Genomic DNA, 21,941 nt, shown 5'->3' with positions numbered 1-21,941 from the left:
TATTTTTATAGTAATATACTTTTATAATCTTTTCATTTCATTTGCAACAAATTCCACTAATGGACCAATAATTACCTGAACATCTGTTTTAGAAGGTTTTATTATTCCTGCTGCAACCTTTTTTATTTTTTTGTCGTCAATTATAGTTGAATCTTTTACTTCCAGTCTTAATCTTGTAGCACAGTTATCTATAGAAACTACATTATCTTTTCCACCTAATGCTTCGTATATAATTGCAGCAACTTCTGCGTGATTACTATTTGAAGCTTCTATTTTTAATTCTTCTTCATCATTATCCTCGTCTTCTCTTCCAGGCGTTTTTAAATTAAACTTATTTATCAATATTTTAAATAACAGATAATAAACTACTCCAAACGCAACTCCTAGAACTAACAACATAAACGGATTATTAGCCATTGGCATCCCTGAAGTAAGTGAAAAGTCAATAAGTCCCGCACTAAATCCAAATCCTGCTGTCCAGTGGAACATAGATGCTATAAATAAGCTTAATCCTGTTAAAACAGCATGAACTCCGTACAATAAAGGTGCCACAAACATAAATGCAAATTCAAGAGGTTCTGTCACACCTGTTACAAATGAAGTGACCCCTGCTGCTAACATTAACGATGCAATCTGTTTCTTTCTCTCAGGTTTAGCTTCTTGATACATTGCAAATGCAGCTGCTGGCAGTCCAAACATCATGATAGGGAAAAATCCTGCTTGATACATTCCTGTAATACCTTTTACTCCTGTTCCTCCAAGGAAGTTTCCAATATCGTTTATTCCTGCTACATCAAACCAGAAAACCGCATTTAATGCGTGATGTAATCCCAAAGGAATTAACAATCTGTTAAAGAATCCAAATATTCCAGCTCCTAAAGGTCCTAGTTTTAAGAATGTTTCTCCCAAAGTCACTAAAGCTCCAAATATTATAGGCCATACAAAGAATAATACAGGAGATAATATAAGCATTACAGCTGATGTTAATATTGGAACTAGTCTTTTACCACTGAAGAATGCAAAAGCCATTGGCAACTGTGTCTTGTGAAATCTATTAAAAATTTCAGCTGCTATTATTCCTGATAATATTCCTATAAATGCATTATTTATTTTTCCAAAAGCTAAAGGAACTTTATCTACTTCCACTTTTGTCAAAACTGCAACAGCATCTTTAGATAATAACGTAGTTATTACTAAAAAACCTACTAACCCTGCTAATGCCGCAGAACCATCTTTCTCTTTAGATGTTCCAACAGCTATTCCTACTGCAAACAATATAGGAATATTGTCCAGTATAGAAGCTCCTGATTTTATTAGGAAAGCTGCTGCAGGACTATTTGCACCCCAACCAACAGGATCAAGTCTGTAACCTATTCCTAAAAGTATTGCTGCAGCTGGTAATACTGCAACCGGTAGCATAAGTGATTTACCAATTTTCTGTAAATACTTCATCATTTTTAACCAACTCTCTTTCTACTTTTTTGTTTATATTTTTTTATTTATAAATATAAACTTTTTACCTTATTATTATATCTTATTTTTATTAGATGTCAATATTAAAAAACAAATTTTTTTAATGTTTTTCTATTTTTTTTCTAAGTGTTTTTATCTTATTCTATTTTTTCTTATTTTGCATACTTTTCTAATTTTTAACAGTTTAATTATGTAATAAAACATTTTATTCTGTTAATCTAATGAGGTTTAATGTAGAAAATAAAATATCGACTTATTAATAAACTCTAACTTAATAAATCGATATTTTTCATTTTAATTAAAATGGATTTTAATATTTTAGCAATTTCATTGCAGCTTCATAAATATGTTCTGCAGTTAATTTATATTCATTCATCAAAAAATTCAAAGTTCCAACTTGCCCAAATCTTTCTTTTATTCCAATTCTATGTAGTTTTGCATTTCCAGTTTCCGCAATTACTTCAGCAACTGCACTTCCTAAACCGTTATGAATGCTATGATTTTCACAAGTTACTATTTTTCCTGTTTTTTGTGCATACGTTTCAATTAACTCTTTGTCTATTGGATTTAAAGTGAACATATCAATTACCGCGGCATTTATTCCTTCGTTTTCCAATTTTTCTGCTGTTTTTAAGGCTTCTGCCACCATAATTCCGTTTGCTATTAAAGTAATATCTGAACCATCTTTTAATAAGTTTCCTTTTCCAATTTCAAATGTTGAGCCTTTTTCATAAATTGTTGTTGCATTTTTTCTAATTGTTCTAACCCAGTAGAAGCCATCTTTTGTGGCAACTTGTTCGAGAATATTTTCAAACATTGTGGCATCTGTCACTTCTAGTACGACTGTATTAGCGAGACCTCTCATTATTCCCATATCTTCAAAGGACATGTGGGTTCCTCCGTTATGGGCGGCAGTTACGCCAGCATCAGAAGCAATTATTTTAATATTATTTTTCTGATATGCCCCCGACATAAATAACTGATCAAAGCATCTTCGGCTTGCGAAAGCTGTAAAAGTATGTGCGAAGGGGTATTTTCCAGCAATGGACATTCCAGCTGCGACACCTATCATATTAGCTTCCATTATACCGCAGTTTATAACTCTATCAGGGTATTTGCCCTGTATCTTGTCAGTTGTAATTGCGTTCATTAAGTCAGCTTCAAGAGCTACAACTTTATTATGTTTTTCCAGTAATTCACAAAGTTTGGAAGAATAAACTTTTCTCATTTCTATTTCATCTTTTTTTGGAGTTCCATTATAAATTTTTATCATTTATTCCACCTCGCTTTCCAAATCCTTTATCGCTTTTTCGATTTCCCGCTTTAGTTCATCAGTCAATCTTAGATGATGTGAATTTTTCAATTTTTCAATGTATTCGACACCTTGCCCTTTTATAGTGTCAAGTATTACAAATAGTGGTTTTTCATTGTTTTTACGAGGCACTTTCAAAATATCATACATTTTTTCAATATCATTTCCTTTTACAGTAACAGCATCAAAGCCGAATGATTTCATTTTTTCCTCAAAAGAGAATGGCTTTATTATTTCATCCAAAGCACCGTCCAGCTGTTTTTTGTTGTAATCGAGGAATACCGTTAAATTATTTAAGTTATGGTGAGCAATAAACTGAAATGCCTCCCAGCACTGCCCTTCATTTATTTCTCCATCTCCAATAATACAGAAAACTCTATTATTTTTTTTGTCTATTTGCAGAGCTTTTGCAATTCCTGTGGCAATTGAGATTCCTTGCCCTAGAGAACCTGTTGTTGCATCAATTCCTTTTGTTTTGAGTCTATCCGGATGGCTTGGCAAATTTGTTCCATTTTGATTTAATGTGTAAATTTCTTCAAGCGGGAAAAATCCTTTTAAAGCTAAAGTTGTGTACAGTGCAGGACCTGCATGCCCTTTTGACAGCACAAAATAATCTCTGCCTTCCCAATGTGGATTTTTAGCATCAACATTCATAATGCCACCATACAGTACTGCTAATATTTCAACGATTGATAAACTCCCGCCGTAATGCCCAAAACCTAGATTAGTAAGGGATTTTAGTGTATTTATCCTAATATTGGCGGCTAATTTTTTCATTTCTTTCACTTTTTCATTATAATCACTATTCATTTTTGGCTCCTTCCAAATGATAGTCAATTTTTAACAATAATTTATTTTGATTTTTTTGAAGGTACAAATCCAAAGGCTACTAAAATAGCAGTTATTCCAACGATTATTCCAGAAATTACTGCTGGAGATATATGTTTTGCCATATTTCCCAATACAATTCCAACTGTTACAAAATCTGCATCAGAGAATGTAGTGTTTGCAAATCCTAAATTTCCTAGCACTGGTAATAAAATTACAGGCAGGAATGTTAATAATAGTCCATTTGCAAAGGCTCCAATTGAAGCACCTCTTCTACCACCAGTAGCGTTTCCAAATACACCTGCTGTCGCTCCACAGAAGAAATGAGGAACTACTCCTGGCAAGATAAGAGTCCATTTTAACATACCAAGCATAAATAATCCAACAATTCCTCCTAAAAAGCTGCATAAAAATCCAATTAATACAGCATTTGGCGCATAAGGGAATACGATTGGGCAATCTAACGCAGGTTTTGCATTTGGTACAAGCTTTTCAGAAAATCCTACAAAGGCTGGAACTATTTCTGCAAGAACAAGTCTAACACCTGATAAAATAATATAAACTCCTGCTGCAAATGTTATAGCTTGAATAATTGCAAATACTAAGTAGTTATCTCCACTACTTAATTCAGTTTCAACATAGCTTTTTCCTGCAACTAATGCCAAAATTAAGTAAATTATCATCATAGTCAATGAAATTGAAATTGAGCTGTCTCTTAAAAAACTTAAATTTTTAGGCAATTTCATTTCTTCAGTTGATTTTGAACCTTTTCCAACTAAAGATCCGACAAATCCTGATAAAACATACCCTATTGTGCTGAAATGCCCAAATCCAACATCGTCACTTCCAGTAATTTTTCTAACGTAAGGTTGTGCCAATGCAGGAAATATTGCCATTACAAGTCCTAATGTCAATGAACCAATGATTACTAATAAAGGCCCTTCAAATCCGCCAACTTTTAATATTATTCCAATCATACATGCCATATATAAAGTGTGATGTCCTGTCAGGAAAATATATTTTAACTTTGTAAATCTTGCGATAAATATATTCCAGAACATTCCAAGCGCCATTATTAACGCTGTTATTGTTCCGTATTCTTTTAATGCCAATGAAACAATTGCTTCATTATTAGGCACTATTCCTTGAACATGAAATCCTTGTTCAAACATGCTTCCCATAGGTGCCAGCGAGTTTACAACAAGTCCTGCTCCTCCACCTAGCACTAAAAATCCTAAAATCGTCTTAATTGTACCTTTTACTATATCTGTAGCTGGTTTTTTCTGAACTAGTAAACCAATCATAGCTATTAATCCAACTAAAATTGATGGAACTTTTAAAATGTCTACAATAAGAGTTAATAAGCTTTTCATTTTTACCTCCTAAATTTTATATTTTATTTTTTGAAATAATCTGTTAATTTTTCTTCCAGTTCAGGCATACTGATAATGCTGTCCAAAACAATTAACTTGTCAGCTGGAACTGTTGCACTTTCTGCAATGTCCTTTCCCATTACAAATACATCTGCTGCTCCTGGAAGTGCTGATGCCAAGTCAGAATGTTCAACTTCTGCTTCTACACCAATTTTTTTAAGAACCTTTTTAATGTTCATTTCCACCATAAAGCTGCTCCCTAATCCTGATCCACAAACTGCCATAATTTTCATAATAATCTCCTCCTAATTTTTTTATAAATTATTTTTATTTTTTAAATCAATATTTTTTTATAACTTCTAATATTTCATTATAATCTTTTGAATTTATAAGTTTTTCAATGCTTTCATCATCCTGAAACAACTCCATTAACTGCATAAGAGTTTCCAAATGGCTGTTGGAATCTTTAGTTGCCAGTACAAATACCAGCTGTACTTTGGAATCGCCATAATATACTGGATTGTTAAGTTTTAAAAGGCTCACTCCAGTGCCTAATGTACCGTCTTCAGGTCTTGCATGCGGCATTGCCAAATTATCTCTTAAAATAACATAAAAACCTAGTTTTTCGATGCTTTCTATCATAGCGTTGATATAATTTTCCGTTATTATATTTTTTTCTAATAGAGGTTTTCCTGCGATTTTGATACTTTCTTTCCAGTTGATTGCAGAATCTATTATTTGAATGTTACCATCAAGTATTTTTTCTAACATATAAGTTCCTTTCTGAAGAATTCTTTTAATTCTTCATATTCAGTTATTTTTGAGATTTTTTCAATAAAATTATATTTTGTAATTAATTCAAATAAATCGTTTAAAATTCCTAGATGCTCTGTTTTGCTGGTAGTTGCAAAACTTAAAAATATGTTTGCACCTTTTCCATTTGGAAATAGAACTTTTTCTTTTACAATTAATAATGAAATCCCCGTTTTTAATACATTTTTTGAAATTGGTGCATGTGGAATTGCCATTCCTTCCTCAATAATAATATAAGCTCCATGTTTTTCAATTAATTTTATCATTTCTACTATATAATCTTTCTTGATAAATCCGTTTCTTTCAAGTATCTCTCCAGCTTTAATTATTGCTTCCTTCCAATCTTTAACTTTATCGACAAATTGGACATTATTTTTACTAAGCATTTTCTTTAAAATAATTCCTACTTCTGACAAATCATCAATAACTTTATTTTCAAGTTTATTTTTCAATTCATTTATAAGTTTATTTTCATCTGTTATGGTTGTATTATTTTTTATTATGTCCATTATTTGCTTTAAAGAAATTTTTGTTATATTTTTTCTTATTCCATATTTTGATAAGAGGATAAAATCTTGCTCTTTAAGCAATGGATTTATTTTTATAACAGGAATATCATAGTTTTCTTCTAAATCGATAGTAGATAAAATTAAATCAATATTTGCATAATTGGGCATTGAAGTCTTTATCAAGTAGTATGGCAGAACATCTACAATATCCAAATCATAATTTTCCTTTAAACTTTGTTCAAGTACTTTTGAACTGCCATAACCTAGTCCACAAATTAAAATTACTTTTTTGGTTTTTTCAGAAGTGTTTCTTTCAATGGAAGCCTTTATATGAAAGCCCATAAGAGCAATTTCATCTTCTGGAAACTTTACTTCAAAAAGGCCTTCAATTTCCTCTACAGCTTTATTTACTACTTCCAAAATAGGATCTTTTTCTAAAATAAGTTCTTGAAAAACTGAATTTGTAATTTGAATATTATTTTTTATTCTATACATAGCAGGCTTTATATGGTATAAAAGTCCATTGTATAATATTTCATCACGTGTCAAGTCAGTTTTTACAATTTTGCTCACTTTAGAAATCATTTTTTTTATAATCAGTTCTTCATTTATCCAGCCTTTAAATGAATTATTTTTTAGACTGTTTATATTTATTCCCATTATCAAGTCAGTTATTTCAATTAACATTTCAGATTTTATTTTATTTTTATTCAGAATTTTTTGTAAAATCTTTTCGATTTTTTGATATTCTTCTGTGTGAATTAAAAATTTTTTTGCAATCAAATCTTTTTGATTTTCATGAGCTTTTTCAAAATTTAGAAGTAGCAGGACATAAGAAAATATTTTATTATAGCTTTCTTCATTTATATTTAAAAACATGACCTTTTCAATTTCTACAATAAATTTTTTTGCATTTTCAATATTTTTTTGCTTAATATATTTGAAAAAATAACGAAAAACTTGTGTTTTGATTACTTTTGAAAAATTTTTATTATTAAGGGAATCAAATATTTGCTCCAGAAGTTCAATTTTTTTTATGAGAATTTCTCGAAAATTACCATTAAGGCGATAACCGTTAGCATTTTTATAAACTAGCTCGATTCCTTGTATTTTGAATTCTTCTGACATCAGTTTCAAATCTTTTTTTATTGTTGTTCTGGAAATTTCAAGTTCTTCACATATTTTTGTAATATTAAGTCCTTTTTCGTCAAAAAATAATACTAACTTCAAAATATTTATTCTATCTTCTATAGATAGTTTGTTAATTTTTTCCAAAATCTCAAATAGATTTTTAAAATCCTGATTAGTATCAAGATAAATACTGTTTTTAACTTTTTTAGTAATCTTATAGTCAAGTAACCGTAAAATACTGTCAATATTATTAATATAATATCTAGCGGCCCTGTCTGAAACGCTATATTTTTCAGATATTAATTTGAAATTATATTTTTCCCCTTTAATAAGGTTATTTAATATTTCAGTTTCCCTATAATTTAACATATTATTCACCTTTCTATAATAAGGATACCTCGAAAATTTAAATAATCAATCTAAATTCCATTTCAAATATATTTGAAAAAATGTTACCATCTGCATAAATTTATTATTTCTTTATTTTTTTTTAGTTTGCTTAAAATTGCAGAAAAAACGTTACTTTAAAAATTGACATTATAGATAAAATGTAGTATAATAATGTTGTGTTAAAAGGATATTTTGGATTTGAATATTGCTTTAATCAAATAGGTAAAATGTCAAGAATTACATTTTCAGTAAAAATAAATGGAAGGAATGATAAATATGAAAAAAATATTAGTGTTAGCTATAATGGCTTTAGGAATTAGTACAAATGTATTTGCTTGTTTTGGTAATAGTATGATTGAGAGTATAATGGCTGATAAAATTATTCGTTCAAAAGAACTGGAAGACATAACAAAAAAAGAAATGAAACTTATTAAAAAATGTCGTATGGAAGATTCGTTAGCATATAAAATTGCCAGTTCAAAAACTCCAGAGGAAATAACAGAAAAAGAGATGAAACTTATTAAGAAACATGGATATGAGTTTTTGTTATCAGATGAATTTAGAAAACAAATAAAAAAAGAGATGAGTAAAAATCTTGAGAAAATGGAATGAGTAGATTTTTATAAGGATTAAAAGTAAAAAGGGTATTTTTTATGAATAAAATCTTTTAAATTTCTTCAAATGGAAAAATATCAAGGAAATTCACTTGACAAGTAAAAAGAAATAATATATAATTAACTAATATGAGCCTTTCCCACAAAGGACCGTTATTCTATAAAATAGAGAATAAAAACAGGAGGAAACAAAGTGAGTAAATACACTGTAATGCAAAAAAAAGAAGAAGTTGTAAGAAACTGGTATGAGATAGACGCAGAAGGAAAAGTACTTGGAAAATTAGCTACTGAAATCGCAGTTAGATTAATGGGTAAACATAAGCCAAGCTACACACCACACGTTGATGGAGGAGATTTTGTTATCGTATTGAACGCTGATAAAATTGCTGTAACAGGGAACAAATTATTAGACAAAAAATATTACAGACATAGTGGATATCCAGGTGGATTGAAAGTAAGAAGTTTAGAAGAAATGTTACAAAAACAACCTACTGAAGTAATCAGAAAAGCTGTAGAAAGAATGTTACCTAAAAACAAATTAGGAAGCCAAATGATTAACAGATTGAGATTATTCACAGGAACAGAACATACACATACAGCACAAAAACCAGAAAGAATAGAGTTATAGGAGGTAAATTTTCGTGGCAGAAAAAATTCAATATTTAGGAACTGGAAGAAGAAAAACTTCAGTAGCAAGAGTAAGATTAGTACCAGGTGAAACTGGAGTAACAATAAATGGAAAAGATATGAGAGAATATTTTGGTGGAAGAGAAATCTTGGCTAAAATAGTAGAACAACCATTAGAATTAACAGAAACTTTAAACAAATACGGAGTAAAAGTTAATGTAATTGGTGGAGGAAACACTGGACAAGCAGGAGCAATTAGACATGGTGTTTCAAGAGCTTTATTAGTAGCTGACGCTGAATTAAGAGGAGCTTTAAAAGAAGCAGGATTCTTAACAAGAGATTCAAGAATGGTTGAAAGAAAAAAATACGGGAAAAAGAAAGCAAGAAGAAGCCCACAATTTTCAAAAAGATAATTGTATTATTTTATACGCCCTTGGAAACACTGGTTTTCAGGGGTTTTTATTTGGTTAGAAAAACAATCAAAAATAAAAATTTTGAAAATTTGAAAAAATAAGGTATAATTAACTCAAATAAATGATGTTGGAGGATGTATGCAAAAGATAAAATTATTATTTCTAATTGTAATATCAATGATAATTTTCACAGCTTGTGGAAATAAGTACAGTGTTGAGAATTTAAAAAAAGATGATAAATTGTTGAAGGAAACAGTTTTGAAATGTAAGGAAAAACATGATGAAAAGATTTGTAAAAATGTTGAACAAGCACAGAATGAATTGGCATTAGAGGCTTGGAATAAGGTAAAACCTGAAATTAAGACAAGACTCGATAGAATTGCTAAAGCAATGGAAGCTGGAGATTTTATGGCAGGAATGAGTGAAGTTCCAGAAAAATATTTCAAGTACCAAGCTGACAAAGCTTCAATATCAGTGGAGCAATTAAAAGAAATGTCAAAGAAAATGTTTGATAATTTTACAAAAGGAGTAAAAATTACCCAAAATAGCTATGATTTTGAAAATGTAAAAGTTGGAAGAACTGAAACAGGAAGAAGTTATGCTATTATTCCTACAACAGTTGCAATGGAAGTTAATGGACAGGCAATAGAAACAAAAGGTAAATCAATGGCATTTGAAGATGAAAATAAATGGTATATTATTAATTTTGATAAAGATTTTATATTTTTTATCAAAGGCGTGTATCCCGATTTAGCAGAAGTAAAAGTAGACTAATTAAAAGTTTTAAAAAAATTTAGACAATTTAACAAAAAATACTGGGGAGCAATTTTGCTGAGAATTAAACCCATATAACCTGTACAGGTAATGCTGTCGGAGGGAGTATTTTATATAAAATAAGGAATAATTTTAAAGTTATTTTGCATATCTTTTTAAATTATTTTAGAAAATTTATAGAAATATAGAATCTCCTTGTGATAAGGGGATTTTTTTATACAAAGAAATTTTAAATAAAAAAACAGTTTTAAGGAAAGGGATGATGAATTATGGAAAAAAAAGAAATTAATGCGAGTATTGCAATTCAGGTATTGCCAAATGTTGTGGGAAATGAGGAAATTGTAAGAGTTGTTGATGAAGTTATTGAATTTATTAAAAGCAAAGGGTTAAAAATGAATGTTGCTCCATTTGAAACAACGGTAGAAGGAGATTTTGACGAGCTTATGGAAATTGTGAAGGAATGTCAAGTTGTGGCTGTGAAGGCGGGGGCTGAGGGTGTAATGTCGTATGTAAAAATAAATTATAAACCGAAAGGAGATATTTTAAAGATTGATGAAAAAATTTCAAAATATAACAGATAAAATTGCACCAAGTATTATTATTACTGTATTATTGATAATTTGGCAAATTTTGTCAATGGTGAATATTATTCCAAAATTTATGCTGCCGTCGCCATTTGAAGTTGTAAAAGCGTTTGTTTATGATTTTCCATTGCTTATGGAGCATACAAAAATTACTTTGCTTGAAGCATTTTTGGGGCTTGGTCTGGGAATAATCATGGGCTTTGCCGTGGCGGTTGTTATGGACAGGTTTGAGTATGCGTTCAAAATGATTTATCCTGTGTTGGTTATTACTCAGACAATACCTACAGTTGCGATTGCACCGCTTTTGGTACTTTGGTTGGGATATGGAATATTGCCAAAGATTACGCTTATTGTTATGACTTCGTTTTTCCCTATAACTATTGGGCTTCTAGATGGATTTCGTTCGGCTGACAAGGATATGTTGAATTTGTTAAAAACGATGGGAGCAAAGCCATTTCAGAACTTTATTCATATCAAATTGCCAGGTTCATTAGGATATTTTTTCGCAGGGCTTAGAATTTCAGTTTCATATTCGATAATTGGAGCAGTTGTAGCTGAATGGCTCGGTGGATTTAGCGGACTTGGAGTTTATATGACAAGAGTCAGAAAATCGTATTCATTTGATAAGATGTTTGCGGTAATTTTTCTTATTTCTGCAATAAGCTTGCTGCTTATGTATCTTGTAAAAAAAATACAGAAATGGTGCATGGTTTGGGAAAAGTAAATTTTTAAATAAAAAAATTTAAAATAAAAAGTAAAGAGAGGTATAAAAAATGAAAAAAATTTCAAAAATTTTAATTTTATGTTTAATCTTGGTTTTGGCTGTTTCGTGTGGAAAATCTAAAAATAATCAGAAAATAAAAATCGTACTGGACTGGGTGCCAAACACTAATCATACAGGGCTTTATGTGGCAAAAGACTTGGGATATTTTAAGGAAGAAGGACTGGATGTGGAAATTGTGCAGCCGCCTGAAGGGAGCACAACGGCACTTATTGGAGCTGGAGGAGCAGAATTTGGAATAAGTTTTCAGGATACATTGGCAAAATCATTTGCAAAGGAGAATCCTGTACCAGTAACAGCTGTCGCTGCAATTCTTCAGCATAATACATCTGGAATTATTTCATTGAAGGAAAAAGGAATAGACTCGCCAAAAAAACTGGAAGGTAAAAAATATGCCACTTGGGAAGATAATATTGAGCAGGCTATTTTGAAAAAATTAGTAACAGATGATAAAGGTGATTTTTCTAAAGTAAAATTAATTCCTTATACTATAACAGATGTTGTAACTGGCTTAAAGACTGATGTTGATGCTGTCTGGGTTTATTATGCGTGGGATGGAATTGCTACAGAAAGGGCAGGGCTTCAGACAAATTTTCTAAAAATTCGTGACTATGGAGAAGAACTTGACTATTACAGCCCTGTAATTATCGCAAATAATGACTTTCTGAAAAAAAATCCTGAAATTGCAAAAAAAGTTTTGAAGGCAATAAAAAAAGGGTATGAATACGCAATGAAAAATCCAGAGGAATCAGCAAAAATTCTGGTAAAAAATTCTCCAGAGCTTGACATAAATTTAGTAACAGCCAGCCAAAAGTGGATTTCTAAAGAATACCAGTCTGATGCAAAAGAATGGGGAATAATCGATGGAAACCGTTGGAACAGATTTTATGAATGGCTTTACAAAAATAAGGCTGTAGAGCGTGAAATACCAAAGGATTTTGGATATAGTAACGAGTATCTGAAATAGAAAATTTATCAAAAGGAGAAATATTAAGTGAAGAAAGACAAAAAGCTTGAAATAAAAGATATTTCCATTTCTTTTGAAAATAAAAAAGTTTTGGAAAATGTTTCGATTGATTTGTATGAAAATGAGCTGGTTTGCATTTTAGGAGTGAGCGGTGCTGGGAAAACAACATTATTTAACATTATTGCAGGACTTTTAAAGCCTGATTGTGGAAATGTGAAAATGAATGGAGAAGATATAACTGGAAAATCTGGAAAAATAAGTTACATGATGCAAAAAGACTTGCTTTTACCTCATAAAAAAATTATTGACAATGTGGCGCTTCCACTTGTGATAAGGGGTGAAAATAAAAATAAGGCACGGGAAATTGCAAAACCGTATTTTAAAGATTTTGGATTGGAAGGTACGGAAAATTTGTATCCAAGTAAACTATCAGGGGGAATGAAGCAAAGGGCGGCACTGCTTAGAACATATTTATTTTCCAGCGAAGTTGCTCTTCTTGACGAGCCTTTCAGCGCATTGGACGCCATTACAAAGCATAAAATTCATAGCTGGTATCTGAACATAATGAACAAAATTAAAATGTCAACTCTGTTTATTACCCATGATATTGATGAGGCGATACTGCTTTCCGACAGAATTTATATTTTGGCAGGAAGTCCAGGTAAAATTGCTGCACAAATAAATGTTGACTTGAAAAATAGTCAGAACAAGGGCTATAATAATGAAGAAATTATAATGTCTGAAAAATTTATTGAATACAAGCGTGAGATATTAAAATATTTGTAAATTTTTTTATTTGATTTTAAAACGATTTTACTATATAATAAGATAAAATATTGAAAGGAAGTTTGAAAAATGGAAATAAGACATGTAGTAAATGAAGGATTTTTTATATTTGGAAAAAATGGAGATGAACTTGCAAAATTGACTTACAGAAAAGAAGGGGAAAAATTGTATTTTGAATCGACAGTCGTATCTTCTGAATTGCGAGGGCAAGGGATTGCAGGAAAATTATTCAATGCTGGTGTGAAATATGCAAGAGAAAATGGGTATAAAATTGTCCCAATTTGCAGCTATATTGTGAAAAAGTTTGAAAGTGGAGAATATGATGATTTAAAAGCATAAAAGGACTATTAGTTCATTGAAAAATGCTAAAAATAAAAAGCCTTAAAATAAAATTTTTACAAAATTATGTAGAGTAAAAGTTTATTTAAGGCATTTTTTAGTTATATTTCTTTTGTAAAATCATGCTTAATAAGTTCGATGAATGTAAATTTACCATTTTCATACTCATATTTGAAAATGGCACAGTTTGGAAGGCCTGTAAATGGAACATCTGGAGCATGCTTTAAAAAGAAAGTGTAGCAGGCACCACCGTGGCTCACGGCAAGAACAGTGTTATTTCCGTCCTTTTCCATAATCTGAGTCAAAGTTTCGTGCATTCTTTTCTCAACATCTTTATTGCTTTCTCCGCCAAAATTTACAAAAAAGTCCCCATAAGTTCTTTCATTCGGATGTTTTGGATTCAGATCCTCACTTTCTCCTTCAAACAATCCAAAATTCCATTCCTTTAATCCTTTTAATCTTTCATATTTCATCTTATTGTCAGTCACAATTTCAAGTGTATCACAAGCTCTTTCCTGAGTAGAGGAGTAAGCTGCATCAAAAGCGATTCCCTTATCCTGAAAATATTTTCCAGCCACTTTAGCCTGTCTAATTCCCTCATCAGTCAGCGGAGAATCACAGCTTCCTTGAATTTTTTCACGTAAATTGAATAAAGTCTGTCCATGCCGCATTAAAAACAAAGTCTTTTTCATAACTATATCAGTCCTTCCTATTTTTATAAATATTCTATTTAGCTGCTAATTATTTTTAACATTATTATACCACATTTTATCATAATTATTAAATTTAGAAAAATTTACAATATTGATTTTAAAATATAAGTTTGATATAATTAATAAGCATATAAAAAAGGAGGAAATCTATAAATGGGTAAAAATAAAATATTAAAAATATTACTGTTATTTGCTATTATCTTATTTGGACTTGGAAAAATTTATCTAAGCAGAAATAACAGTATAAATGCAAAAGAAAATTTTTCAAAAGAATTTATTGCACAAAATAAGAAAAATGGCAAAAAAAATGCTGTTAAACAGAAAAATATAGAAAATAAAAATGGAAAACGGACTCAAAATACTTCAAACCAAGGAAATAGAAAATATCAAATTGATTATGATCATGTAATTGGTGGAGATGAAAATTCGCAAGGCAAGGTTACTGGCGGACATTCTCTTTTGCGTGGAGATGTGAGAATTGTGAAAAAAATTGGTAATCCAGCTAAAAATGGAGTGTACAGAGCGAGCATTGAAGTTAAGAAAAAAGATGGAACTTGGCAGGCAAAAACTTCTAATGGTGGAGTAAATACGATGTTTCCAGAAAACTGGGATGAAGCGAGAATTATTGACGAAATAAACTCAGCATGGGAAAATAGAAAAGATGTCAAAGGCAGAGATAATAACATGTGGCAAGGAATCAGCAAAAGCGGAGTTGTAATTCGTGGTTACAAAAGTCCTAGAATAACGGCTTATCCAGTTTATGAAAATCGTTAGAAACTGAAATTTTTAGAAAGGATGAAATGATGATTATAAAATTTAGTTATTATTACGATGAAGATTTTGGATTGACTGCATTTCCAGAAATAACATTTTCTGAAAAAAAAATAACAAAAAATAAAAGAAGTGAACATTTAGAAAAAAAGAAAGAAGAGTATACAAAATATCTAATAACTGGAATAATGGAAGATTTTCCAGATGTGGAAATAATTAATATTTTTTTGCCACAGCTAGAAAAAGTTGAAACTGGAAAAGTGCAGGAAACTCTTTGGGATGGACAGGCTTTTCAGCATAAGATTAATAAGGAAAAAGTTGAATTTGAGAATACAATGTTTGGGATTTGTGAGGAATATCCACTGTGGGAATGTAAGTTTGAAGAATATAGAAAGATCTTTGAGGGCTGGAAAAAGTTTTTGGAAATGGAAGTTGATTTAAAAAGTGAAGTTGCAGTGGAGATTTAATAAATAAAAAATACAGTAATATGAAAAAATATTTATTAAACAAAATATGTGAAAAATAATAAAAAATAATTTAGTTGAATGATTATGCATTAGCTATCAAATACTCCTATTATAAAAATTTATTCCTATTTTTTAAATGGAGTATAGTTAATATAAATAGGCAAAAGTAGAGACTTAGAAAGGTAATTATGATAAAAAGAATAGATACGAAAAGTGGTAAAATAATTTCTTATGTTTACAATTTGAAAGATGAAGATTATAAGATTTTATCGGAAAGATTAGAAATTGAAGAAGATAAAATAAAAAATGTTATTGATGAGGAAATTTTTACTCCAAGAATTTCAAAATCGGACTGGGAAATTTATAAACTATATTATCCAACTGTTAAAAAATCTACGAAAGATAAAGAATTTACATCTTATGAAATTAATCCAATTGTAATTTTTTTTAAAGAAGATAAAATTGTTATTTTAGATGATGATTATTACAACGATTTCTATCAATTTGTTGAGGAATATGCCAAGTTAAGAAATGACGTTCTTGAAGAAAATCGTTTTTTTCTAAATATGCTTCATAAAATCTCTCAAAGTTTGTATAAATATGTGAGAATTTTGATTGGAGAACACGACAAGATAGAAACTGTTTTGAGGGAGCAGCAAAGTAATGAGAAATTAATTTCTCTTTCGGAAGTAGAACAAGGATTTTATGTTTATAATATTGCATTGAGAAATTTGGATTATGTTGTTGAGAATTTGAAAGAAGATGAGCAGTTTGAACAATATGAAGAATATATGACAAGAATTTTGCAAGAGATAAATTTTACACTTGATTTATCATCTTCATACTGTGAAATTTGTAAGACCACGAGAGAAACATATTCATCGTATATTGGAAATAATATGAATATCACAATGAAGCTTCTGGCAGCGGTAACCATATTGATTACTGTTCCAAATATGATTTTTGGATTTTATGGAATGAATGTGAAATTACCATTTCAAGAAGCAGGATTTTTTGCATTGGGAACAATTTTTCTAATAATGGCGGTATTGATGGTAATTTTATGGAAATATTTAAAAAAGAAAGTTTTGTAATATAAAAAATCAAAATAAAGTAATATAAATACAACTTTAATTTTAAAGTAAATTTATTATACAATATAATAAAAGACTATCTTAAAGAATACTTTTTCTAAAAGATAGTCTAATTTTTTGTTGTTTATTTTTGTAAATTTTTAAAATTAAGGTTTTAATTTAGCTAATTCATCTAAATCAACATCAGCGTCATAATCCACATTATCAAAGTCAAATCCATTTAATTGCATAAATTCTTCTCTTGCACCAGCGTAATCGCTTATTTCCTTAAAGTTTTCTGGAGTAACTTTATCCCAAAGAGCTTCTACTTCAGCTTGAACGTCTTCACGCATTTCCCAGTTATCTGGACGTAATCTTCTTTCTTCGTCAATAACAGGATTGTTTCCATAAACCATTTGAGTCAAAAGTCTGTGTTTTTGTTCGATTGTTCCTTCGTGGATACCTTTTTCCTTCATTACTTTGTAAAGCAATGCTGCGTATAATGGGAAAATAGGGATAACCGCACTTGCTTTTGTCATTAATGCCTTACTTAATGAAACGTAGGCTTCTCCATTGTATTTTTCTTTTAAAAAGTCATTTAAAACATCAGAAGTATGTTCCAAATCTCTTTTTGCAGCTCCAATTGTACCTTCCTTATAGATTCCGTAAGTTACTTTTGGTCCTAAATATGAGTAAGCTACTGTTTTGAAGCCTTCAGAAAGAACGCCACCTTTATCAAGCTCTTCAATCCATAATTTCCAGTCTTCTCCACCCATAACTTTTACAGTGCTTTTGATTTCATCTGGAGTTGCGACACCCATTGTTGTTTCTTCCATAACTTCTTTTTCAAAGTTGATAGTTGGACCTGTAATGTCCTTTGTTGTAGATTTTAATGCTGAACGGTAAGTTACGCCATCAATTGGATCAGTTCTAACTGCACTTGCTAAGCTATAAATTAACAAGTCGATTTTTCCACCAAATTCTTCTTTAATGAACTTTATTACATCATCTTTCATTTCCATTGAGAAAGCATCACCAATAAAGTTTTTAGAAACTAAACCTTCTTTTTCAGCAGCTTCGTTAAAGGCAATTGTATTCCACCAACCAGCAGAACCTGCTCTTTTCCCTTCTACCCCTTTTTCAAATGCTACTCCAATAGTTTCAGCTCCGGCACCGAAGGCAAGGGAGATTCTTGTGGCAAGTCCGTATCCAGATGAAGAACCGATAATTAGAACTTTTTTTGGACCTTCATATTTATCTTGTGATTTTACATAGTCAATTTGCCTTTTTACAAATTCTTTTGCTCCAATTGGATGGTTTGTAAGTGCTAAACCACCTTTTAATCTAGGTTTTATAACCATTTTTTCTTTTCCTCCTAAAAAATTATTTATTATAATTATTTTTCAATTTTAAAAAAATCATACATTTAAAATGATAACATATTTTATGATGTATTTTCAAGAAATATTTTAATTTAAATAGAAATAAATAATTTTGACAATCAAAATAATTCTTTGGAGAAAAGTTTTTGTAATATTATAACTGTGCAGTAGGATAAAGCGTGATTTCGTTCATGCTAACTTCTTCTGGCAAATCAATCGCAAATTTCACAGCTTCGGCAACTATCATTGGATCTGCTCCAATTGTGTCGTAAAGAAATTCGATTCTTTCCTTAATCGCTTTATTTGTGATACGTGTTGCAAGTTCAGTTCGGAATGCCCCTAGATATAGAGTTGTTGTACGGACATTCATTTTTTCGTTGGCACTTTCTTTTCTAAGTACTTCCATTAGTGCTTTTACACCATGTTTTGTAGCACAGTAAACTCCTGCTCCAAGATATGTGTTCAGTCCAGCAACAGAAGATGTGCTGATAACGTGTCCAGATTTTTGCTTGATAAAATGTGGAAGTACAGCTTCTATGCCGTTTAGGACACCTTTTAAGTTTACATCAATCATTTCGTCCCATTCACTGTTTTTTAATTCTGACAATGGTGCATTTGGCATTAATCCCGCATTATTGAAAATAACATCTATTTTTCCATATTCAGAAATTGCAAAATCAACCAATGCTTTTACTTCCTCTCTTTTTGATACATCTGTCACTTTGTAAGCGGCTTCCCCTCCTTTTTCCTTTATCTCAGCAACAGCTTCCTGTAATTTGTCTTCATTTCTTGCGGCAAGTACAACTTTTGCCCCGCTTTCTCCTAATAATTTCGCAGTAGCCCTTCCAATTCCTGAAGAAGCTCCTGTAACAATAACGACTTTGTTTTTAACAGCCATTTTAATCATCTCCTTTAAATAATTAATTTTTATACAATCAAATTATATCATATCTTTTTAAAAAGTCAATAGGTCTATATATATCTATTATAAAAAATAAATGATATATTGTAGTTGTTATTTTTAATATTTTAAAGTATAATTATAATAAATTAACTTTAAAAGTTGTAGTTATTTCATTTAAACTTTAAAAATATTTAATTTTAGAAATACGATGTAAAATAGATTATAGCATTCTAATTTGAAACGGGAACTTAGGCAAACTATAACTTTCTACGTATTCTTATTTCAAATTTTAAAAGGATTGACTATAATTTGGGAAAGGTAAAAAATGAGTAAATATAAAGAAGTGTATAACAATATAAAAAAACAAATTAAAGATGGAAAATTAAAACCAAAAGATTATTTAAAAAAGGAAGCGGATTTTGCCAAAGAATATTCCTGCTCTGTGCTTACTGTGAGAAAAGCCCTTGCTTTACTGGAATCGGAAGGATATATTCAAAAAATAAAAGGTAAAAGGTCAGTTGTGCTTGAAAAAGGAGATTTGAAAAATATTTCGCTTACTTCAATACAGACATTTCAGGAACTAAATAAGATAAAAAATATAGATGTCAAGGCAAATTTAGTTAGTCTATATATAGTACAAGGTCTCGAGGAACTGATGGAAAAATTTAATGTTTCTAAAACGGCTGATTTTTACAAGGTTGTCCGTACTTATTCCTTGGATGGCGAAACTGTGCAGTATGCTATTTCTTATTTTGATAGAAAAATAGTCACTTATCTGAATGATGAAATAGCCAGCAAGTCTATTTATGAATATTTGGAAAATGAACTAAATTTAAAAATATCGTATTCAAGACGGGAAATAAAGTTCAGAAGCGCAACAGATGAGGAAAGAAGGCATATAAATCTTGAAAATATTGACAGAGTTGTAGTTATTGAAACTTACGCCTATTTATCCAACGGAAATCTTTTCCAATATGAAACAATAACTTATCATCCTGATAAATTTACTTTTACGGCAATTGCTAAAAGATAGTTGCTAAAAGGGAAAAAACTCGGTATACTAATAGTAGAATAAAAACTAATAAACAGCAAATTAAGGAAGGGAATGGTAATGATGAAAATAAACAAATTTATTGATCATACAATTTTGAAAGCAACAGCTACAAAGGAAGATGTAAAAAAATTATGCGATGAAGCGAAAGAATATGGATTTTATTCAGTTTGTGTAAATGGGGCGAATGTTGAATATGCTTTTAGTCAAGTTAAGGACAGCGATGTGAAAGTTGCGGCGGTAGTTGGATTTCCTTTGGGAGCGATGGCGACGGATGTGAAGGTGTTTGAAGCGAAAAAGGCTATTGAAGACGGTGCTTCGGAAATTGACATGGTTATTAATATTGGAGCATTGAAGGATAAGGACTATGGTTTAGTGGAAAACGAAATTAGAAAAATAAAAGAGGCAATTGGAAGCAATGTTCTGAAAGTTATAATCGAAACTTGCTATTTGACTGATGAGGAAAAAGTAAAGGCATGCGAATTAGCAGTTAATGCAAAGGCAGATTTTGTAAAAACTTCGACAGGATTTGGAACAGGAGGAGCAACATTTGAAGATGTAGAACTTATGAAAAAAACAGTTGGAGATAAAGCAGAAGTAAAGGCAAGTGGTGGAGTGAAAGACCTTGAAACTGCAAAAAAATATATTGAATTAGGAGCAACAAGACTGGGAACAAGTTCAGGAATCGCTATTGTAACAGGACTGGAAAGTGAAAAGGCTGGCTATTAAATTTTAGTCAATAAAGAGGAACATAATAATAGACTTCTTCAGAAACTATATATTTTTAGAATTTAATAAAAGAAGGATTATAAAGCAAGGGGTTAGTACCCCTTGTTAAAGTAAAAAATTGGATAACAGATATTTATGCAGCAAGAAATTAAGAACTTTTATCAGAAAGAGAAGAAGTTTAAAATTGAAAATAGTATATTAATTAGGTATATAAATTTTTGCAAATAGCTGTCAGTAAAATGTAAAGGAGAAGTGAGTATTTATGAAACTTAAAAATTTTAAATTTAGAAATATTTTCTTTTGTTGCTTTCTTCTGCTAGTTTCTATACTTTCTTTTGGACAAAATAAGAAATCTGATGAAATTATTTTGACAGATGACGGTGTAATTTTGAATTTGAAAGGGACTTTTAAAATTAATTGGGATAAAAGTGATCCAGATGTACCATGTTCTGCAATAGAATATGGAGAAATGCTGTTTTATCCTGATAATAAGGACATTGTGAATGAAAAAGCTATAGTTTTGAAGCCTAGGGATTTTGATTATCATAACTGGGATGAAACCAGAAATGCTGAAAAGGAATTTGCTGATATGGAAAAGGCTAAAGTTGAAATATTAAAAAAAACTTTTCCAGAAGAATTTGAAAAAATGGAAAAAATTCAAAAAGGGGAATTACAGTCTCCAGTAAGAGTTAAAATAAAAAAAGTAACTCCATATACAGAATGTGATTTTACAACAGTTTATGCACAAGTTATTAAATTAAAGAAAATTGAAGGAGCGAAACCCAAAATTACAAAACTTAAAGTGAAAAAGTTGGATGAATCAGATGATTTTGATGAACCGCATTTAGATGAAGCGGGTTACCTTCGAGAATACAGGGTAAACTCAAAGGATGGATATGCAAATATGCGTGAAAAACCGACTAAAGATTCAAAAGTTATTTCAAACTTAGATAATGAAACGATTGTAAGATATATTACAAAATATGGTGACTGGTATTATGTTTACTTTGCTGACTATCCTTCTGACCTTGAGAAAGAGTGGAAAGTTAAAGAATATAGGGGATTTATCCATAAGAGCCAGTTGAAAAAATATGTTGATTAGATATTTATGTAATAAAATTGAAAAATTTATGCTTT

The 21,941-nt window shown here is 30.4% G+C and carries 25 protein-coding genes and 1 riboswitch; of the genes, 15 read left to right on the top strand and 10 right to left on the bottom strand.

The annotated features are described in order from the left end of the window. Nucleotides 1-21: 21 nt before the first annotated feature. From nagE to BQ5344_RS09505, 7 genes are all read right to left on the bottom strand, one after another. Nucleotides 22-1,455, bottom strand: coding sequence for an N-acetylglucosamine-specific PTS transporter subunit IIBC (gene nagE / locus BQ5344_RS09535; RefSeq protein WP_071125120.1), 1,434 nt, complete (start codon nt 1,453-1,455; stop codon nt 22-24). A gap of 328 nt (nt 1,456-1,783) precedes the next feature. Then, entirely contained in the window at nt 1,784-2,746 is a 963-nt protein-coding gene (locus tag BQ5344_RS09530; RefSeq protein ID WP_071125119.1) for a transketolase family protein, read from the bottom strand. Then, nucleotides 2,747-3,595, bottom strand: coding sequence for a transketolase (locus tag BQ5344_RS09525; protein WP_071125118.1), 849 nt, complete (start codon nt 3,593-3,595; stop codon nt 2,747-2,749). 41 nt (nt 3,596-3,636) lie between these two features. Beyond that, entirely contained in the window at nt 3,637-4,986 is a 1,350-nt protein-coding gene (locus tag BQ5344_RS09520; protein ID WP_071125117.1) for a PTS ascorbate transporter subunit IIC, read from the bottom strand. Between the two features lie 23 nt (nt 4,987-5,009). After that, nucleotides 5,010-5,279, bottom strand: a complete 270-nt coding sequence (locus BQ5344_RS09515; protein WP_006803591.1) for a PTS sugar transporter subunit IIB — start codon at nt 5,277-5,279, stop codon at nt 5,010-5,012. A 46-nt stretch (nt 5,280-5,325) separates the two neighbouring features. Next, entirely contained in the window at nt 5,326-5,757 is a 432-nt protein-coding gene (locus BQ5344_RS09510; protein WP_071125116.1) for a PTS sugar transporter subunit IIA, read from the bottom strand. Then, a complete protein-coding gene (locus BQ5344_RS09505; RefSeq protein ID WP_071125115.1) occupies nt 5,751-7,808 on the bottom strand; it encodes a BglG family transcription antiterminator in 2,058 nt (685 codons plus the stop codon). The genes BQ5344_RS09510 and BQ5344_RS09505 overlap by 7 nt, the downstream gene beginning before the upstream one ends. 297 nt (nt 7,809-8,105) lie before the next feature. On the opposite strand from BQ5344_RS09505, the gene BQ5344_RS09500 reads away from it, so the two are divergent. From BQ5344_RS09500 to BQ5344_RS09460, 9 genes are all read left to right on the top strand, one after another. After that, nucleotides 8,106-8,441, top strand: a complete 336-nt coding sequence (locus BQ5344_RS09500) for a hypothetical protein (RefSeq protein ID WP_036072001.1) — start codon at nt 8,106-8,108, stop codon at nt 8,439-8,441. 195 nt (nt 8,442-8,636) lie between these two features. After that, nucleotides 8,637-9,071, top strand: a complete 435-nt coding sequence (gene rplM, locus BQ5344_RS09495; protein WP_018450228.1) for a 50S ribosomal protein L13 — start codon at nt 8,637-8,639, stop codon at nt 9,069-9,071. A 13-nt stretch (nt 9,072-9,084) separates the two neighbouring features. Then, nucleotides 9,085-9,483: a 30S ribosomal protein S9 gene (rpsI, locus tag BQ5344_RS09490; protein WP_015769247.1), complete on the top strand. Its 399-nt coding sequence runs from the start codon at nt 9,085-9,087 to the stop codon at nt 9,481-9,483. A gap of 138 nt (nt 9,484-9,621) precedes the next feature. Further along, nucleotides 9,622-10,257, top strand: a complete 636-nt coding sequence (locus tag BQ5344_RS09485) for an EexN family lipoprotein (protein ID WP_071125114.1) — start codon at nt 9,622-9,624, stop codon at nt 10,255-10,257. Nucleotides 10,258-10,289: 32 nt separating this feature from the next. Continuing rightward, nucleotides 10,290-10,379: riboswitch (TPP riboswitch) on the top strand. A 147-nt stretch (nt 10,380-10,526) separates the two neighbouring features. Beyond that, nucleotides 10,527-10,838, top strand: a complete 312-nt coding sequence (locus tag BQ5344_RS09480; RefSeq protein ID WP_071125113.1) for a thiamine-binding protein — start codon at nt 10,527-10,529, stop codon at nt 10,836-10,838. After that, nucleotides 10,810-11,565, top strand: coding sequence for an ABC transporter permease (locus tag BQ5344_RS09475; protein WP_071125112.1), 756 nt, complete (start codon nt 10,810-10,812; stop codon nt 11,563-11,565). Before BQ5344_RS09480 ends, BQ5344_RS09475 begins: the two co-directional genes overlap by 29 nt. Nucleotides 11,566-11,614: 49 nt before the next feature. After that, the gene (locus BQ5344_RS09470) at nt 11,615-12,589 is read left to right on the top strand and encodes an ABC transporter substrate-binding protein (RefSeq protein WP_071125111.1); all 975 of its coding nucleotides are present in this window, start codon (nt 11,615-11,617) and stop codon (nt 12,587-12,589) included. A 27-nt stretch (nt 12,590-12,616) separates the two neighbouring features. After that, nucleotides 12,617-13,375: an ABC transporter ATP-binding protein gene (locus BQ5344_RS09465; protein WP_071125110.1), complete on the top strand. Its 759-nt coding sequence runs from the start codon at nt 12,617-12,619 to the stop codon at nt 13,373-13,375. A 69-nt stretch (nt 13,376-13,444) separates the two neighbouring features. Continuing rightward, nucleotides 13,445-13,714, top strand: a complete 270-nt coding sequence (locus BQ5344_RS09460; RefSeq protein ID WP_021770257.1) for a GNAT family N-acetyltransferase — start codon at nt 13,445-13,447, stop codon at nt 13,712-13,714. A 101-nt stretch (nt 13,715-13,815) separates the two neighbouring features. Here the strand turns inward: BQ5344_RS09460 and BQ5344_RS09455 are convergent, their stop codons facing one another. Further along, a complete protein-coding gene (locus BQ5344_RS09455; protein ID WP_071125109.1) occupies nt 13,816-14,406 on the bottom strand; it encodes a histidine phosphatase family protein in 591 nt (196 codons plus the stop codon). A gap of 174 nt (nt 14,407-14,580) precedes the next feature. On the opposite strand from BQ5344_RS09455, the gene BQ5344_RS09450 reads away from it, so the two are divergent. The 3 genes from BQ5344_RS09450 to BQ5344_RS09440 all read left to right on the top strand — a co-directional run bounded on the left by BQ5344_RS09450 (nt 14,581) and on the right by BQ5344_RS09440 (nt 16,759). Then, nucleotides 14,581-15,201: an EndoU domain-containing protein gene (locus BQ5344_RS09450; protein WP_071125108.1), complete on the top strand. Its 621-nt coding sequence runs from the start codon at nt 14,581-14,583 to the stop codon at nt 15,199-15,201. A gap of 29 nt (nt 15,202-15,230) precedes the next feature. Next, the gene (locus BQ5344_RS09445) at nt 15,231-15,665 is read left to right on the top strand and encodes a hypothetical protein (RefSeq protein ID WP_071125107.1); all 435 of its coding nucleotides are present in this window, start codon (nt 15,231-15,233) and stop codon (nt 15,663-15,665) included. A gap of 188 nt (nt 15,666-15,853) precedes the next feature. Continuing rightward, nucleotides 15,854-16,759 (top strand): magnesium transporter CorA family protein, encoded by a 906-nt coding sequence (locus tag BQ5344_RS09440; protein WP_071125106.1) that lies wholly within the window; start codon nt 15,854-15,856, stop codon nt 16,757-16,759. 146 nt (nt 16,760-16,905) lie between these two features. On the opposite strand, the gene fabV is transcribed toward BQ5344_RS09440, so the two are convergent. Next, on the bottom strand, nt 16,906-18,099 hold the full coding sequence (gene fabV, locus BQ5344_RS09435; RefSeq protein WP_071125105.1) for an enoyl-ACP reductase FabV: 1,194 nt from the start codon (nt 18,097-18,099) through the stop codon (nt 16,906-16,908). Between the two features lie 175 nt (nt 18,100-18,274). Further along, complete coding sequence (locus tag BQ5344_RS09430) at nt 18,275-19,018, bottom strand: SDR family oxidoreductase (protein ID WP_039900891.1); 744 nt, start codon at nt 19,016-19,018, stop codon at nt 18,275-18,277. A gap of 331 nt (nt 19,019-19,349) precedes the next feature. On the opposite strand from BQ5344_RS09430, the gene BQ5344_RS09425 reads away from it, so the two are divergent. From BQ5344_RS09425 to BQ5344_RS09415, 3 genes are all read left to right on the top strand, one after another. After that, the gene (locus tag BQ5344_RS09425; RefSeq protein ID WP_071125104.1) at nt 19,350-20,057 is read left to right on the top strand and encodes a GntR family transcriptional regulator; all 708 of its coding nucleotides are present in this window, start codon (nt 19,350-19,352) and stop codon (nt 20,055-20,057) included. Between the two features lie 81 nt (nt 20,058-20,138). Further along, a complete protein-coding gene (gene deoC, locus BQ5344_RS09420) occupies nt 20,139-20,804 on the top strand; it encodes a deoxyribose-phosphate aldolase (RefSeq protein ID WP_071125536.1) in 666 nt (221 codons plus the stop codon). 262 nt (nt 20,805-21,066) lie between these two features. Continuing rightward, a complete protein-coding gene (locus BQ5344_RS09415; RefSeq protein ID WP_071125103.1) occupies nt 21,067-21,906 on the top strand; it encodes an SH3 domain-containing protein in 840 nt (279 codons plus the stop codon). Nucleotides 21,907-21,941 lie beyond the last annotated feature (35 nt).

The organism is Leptotrichia massiliensis, from assembly GCF_900104625.1.
Lineage (GTDB): Bacteria > Fusobacteriota > Fusobacteriia > Fusobacteriales > Leptotrichiaceae > Leptotrichia > Leptotrichia massiliensis.
The sequence above is the reverse complement of the archived record's forward strand: the minus strand, read 5'-3'. Positions and strand labels throughout refer to the sequence as shown.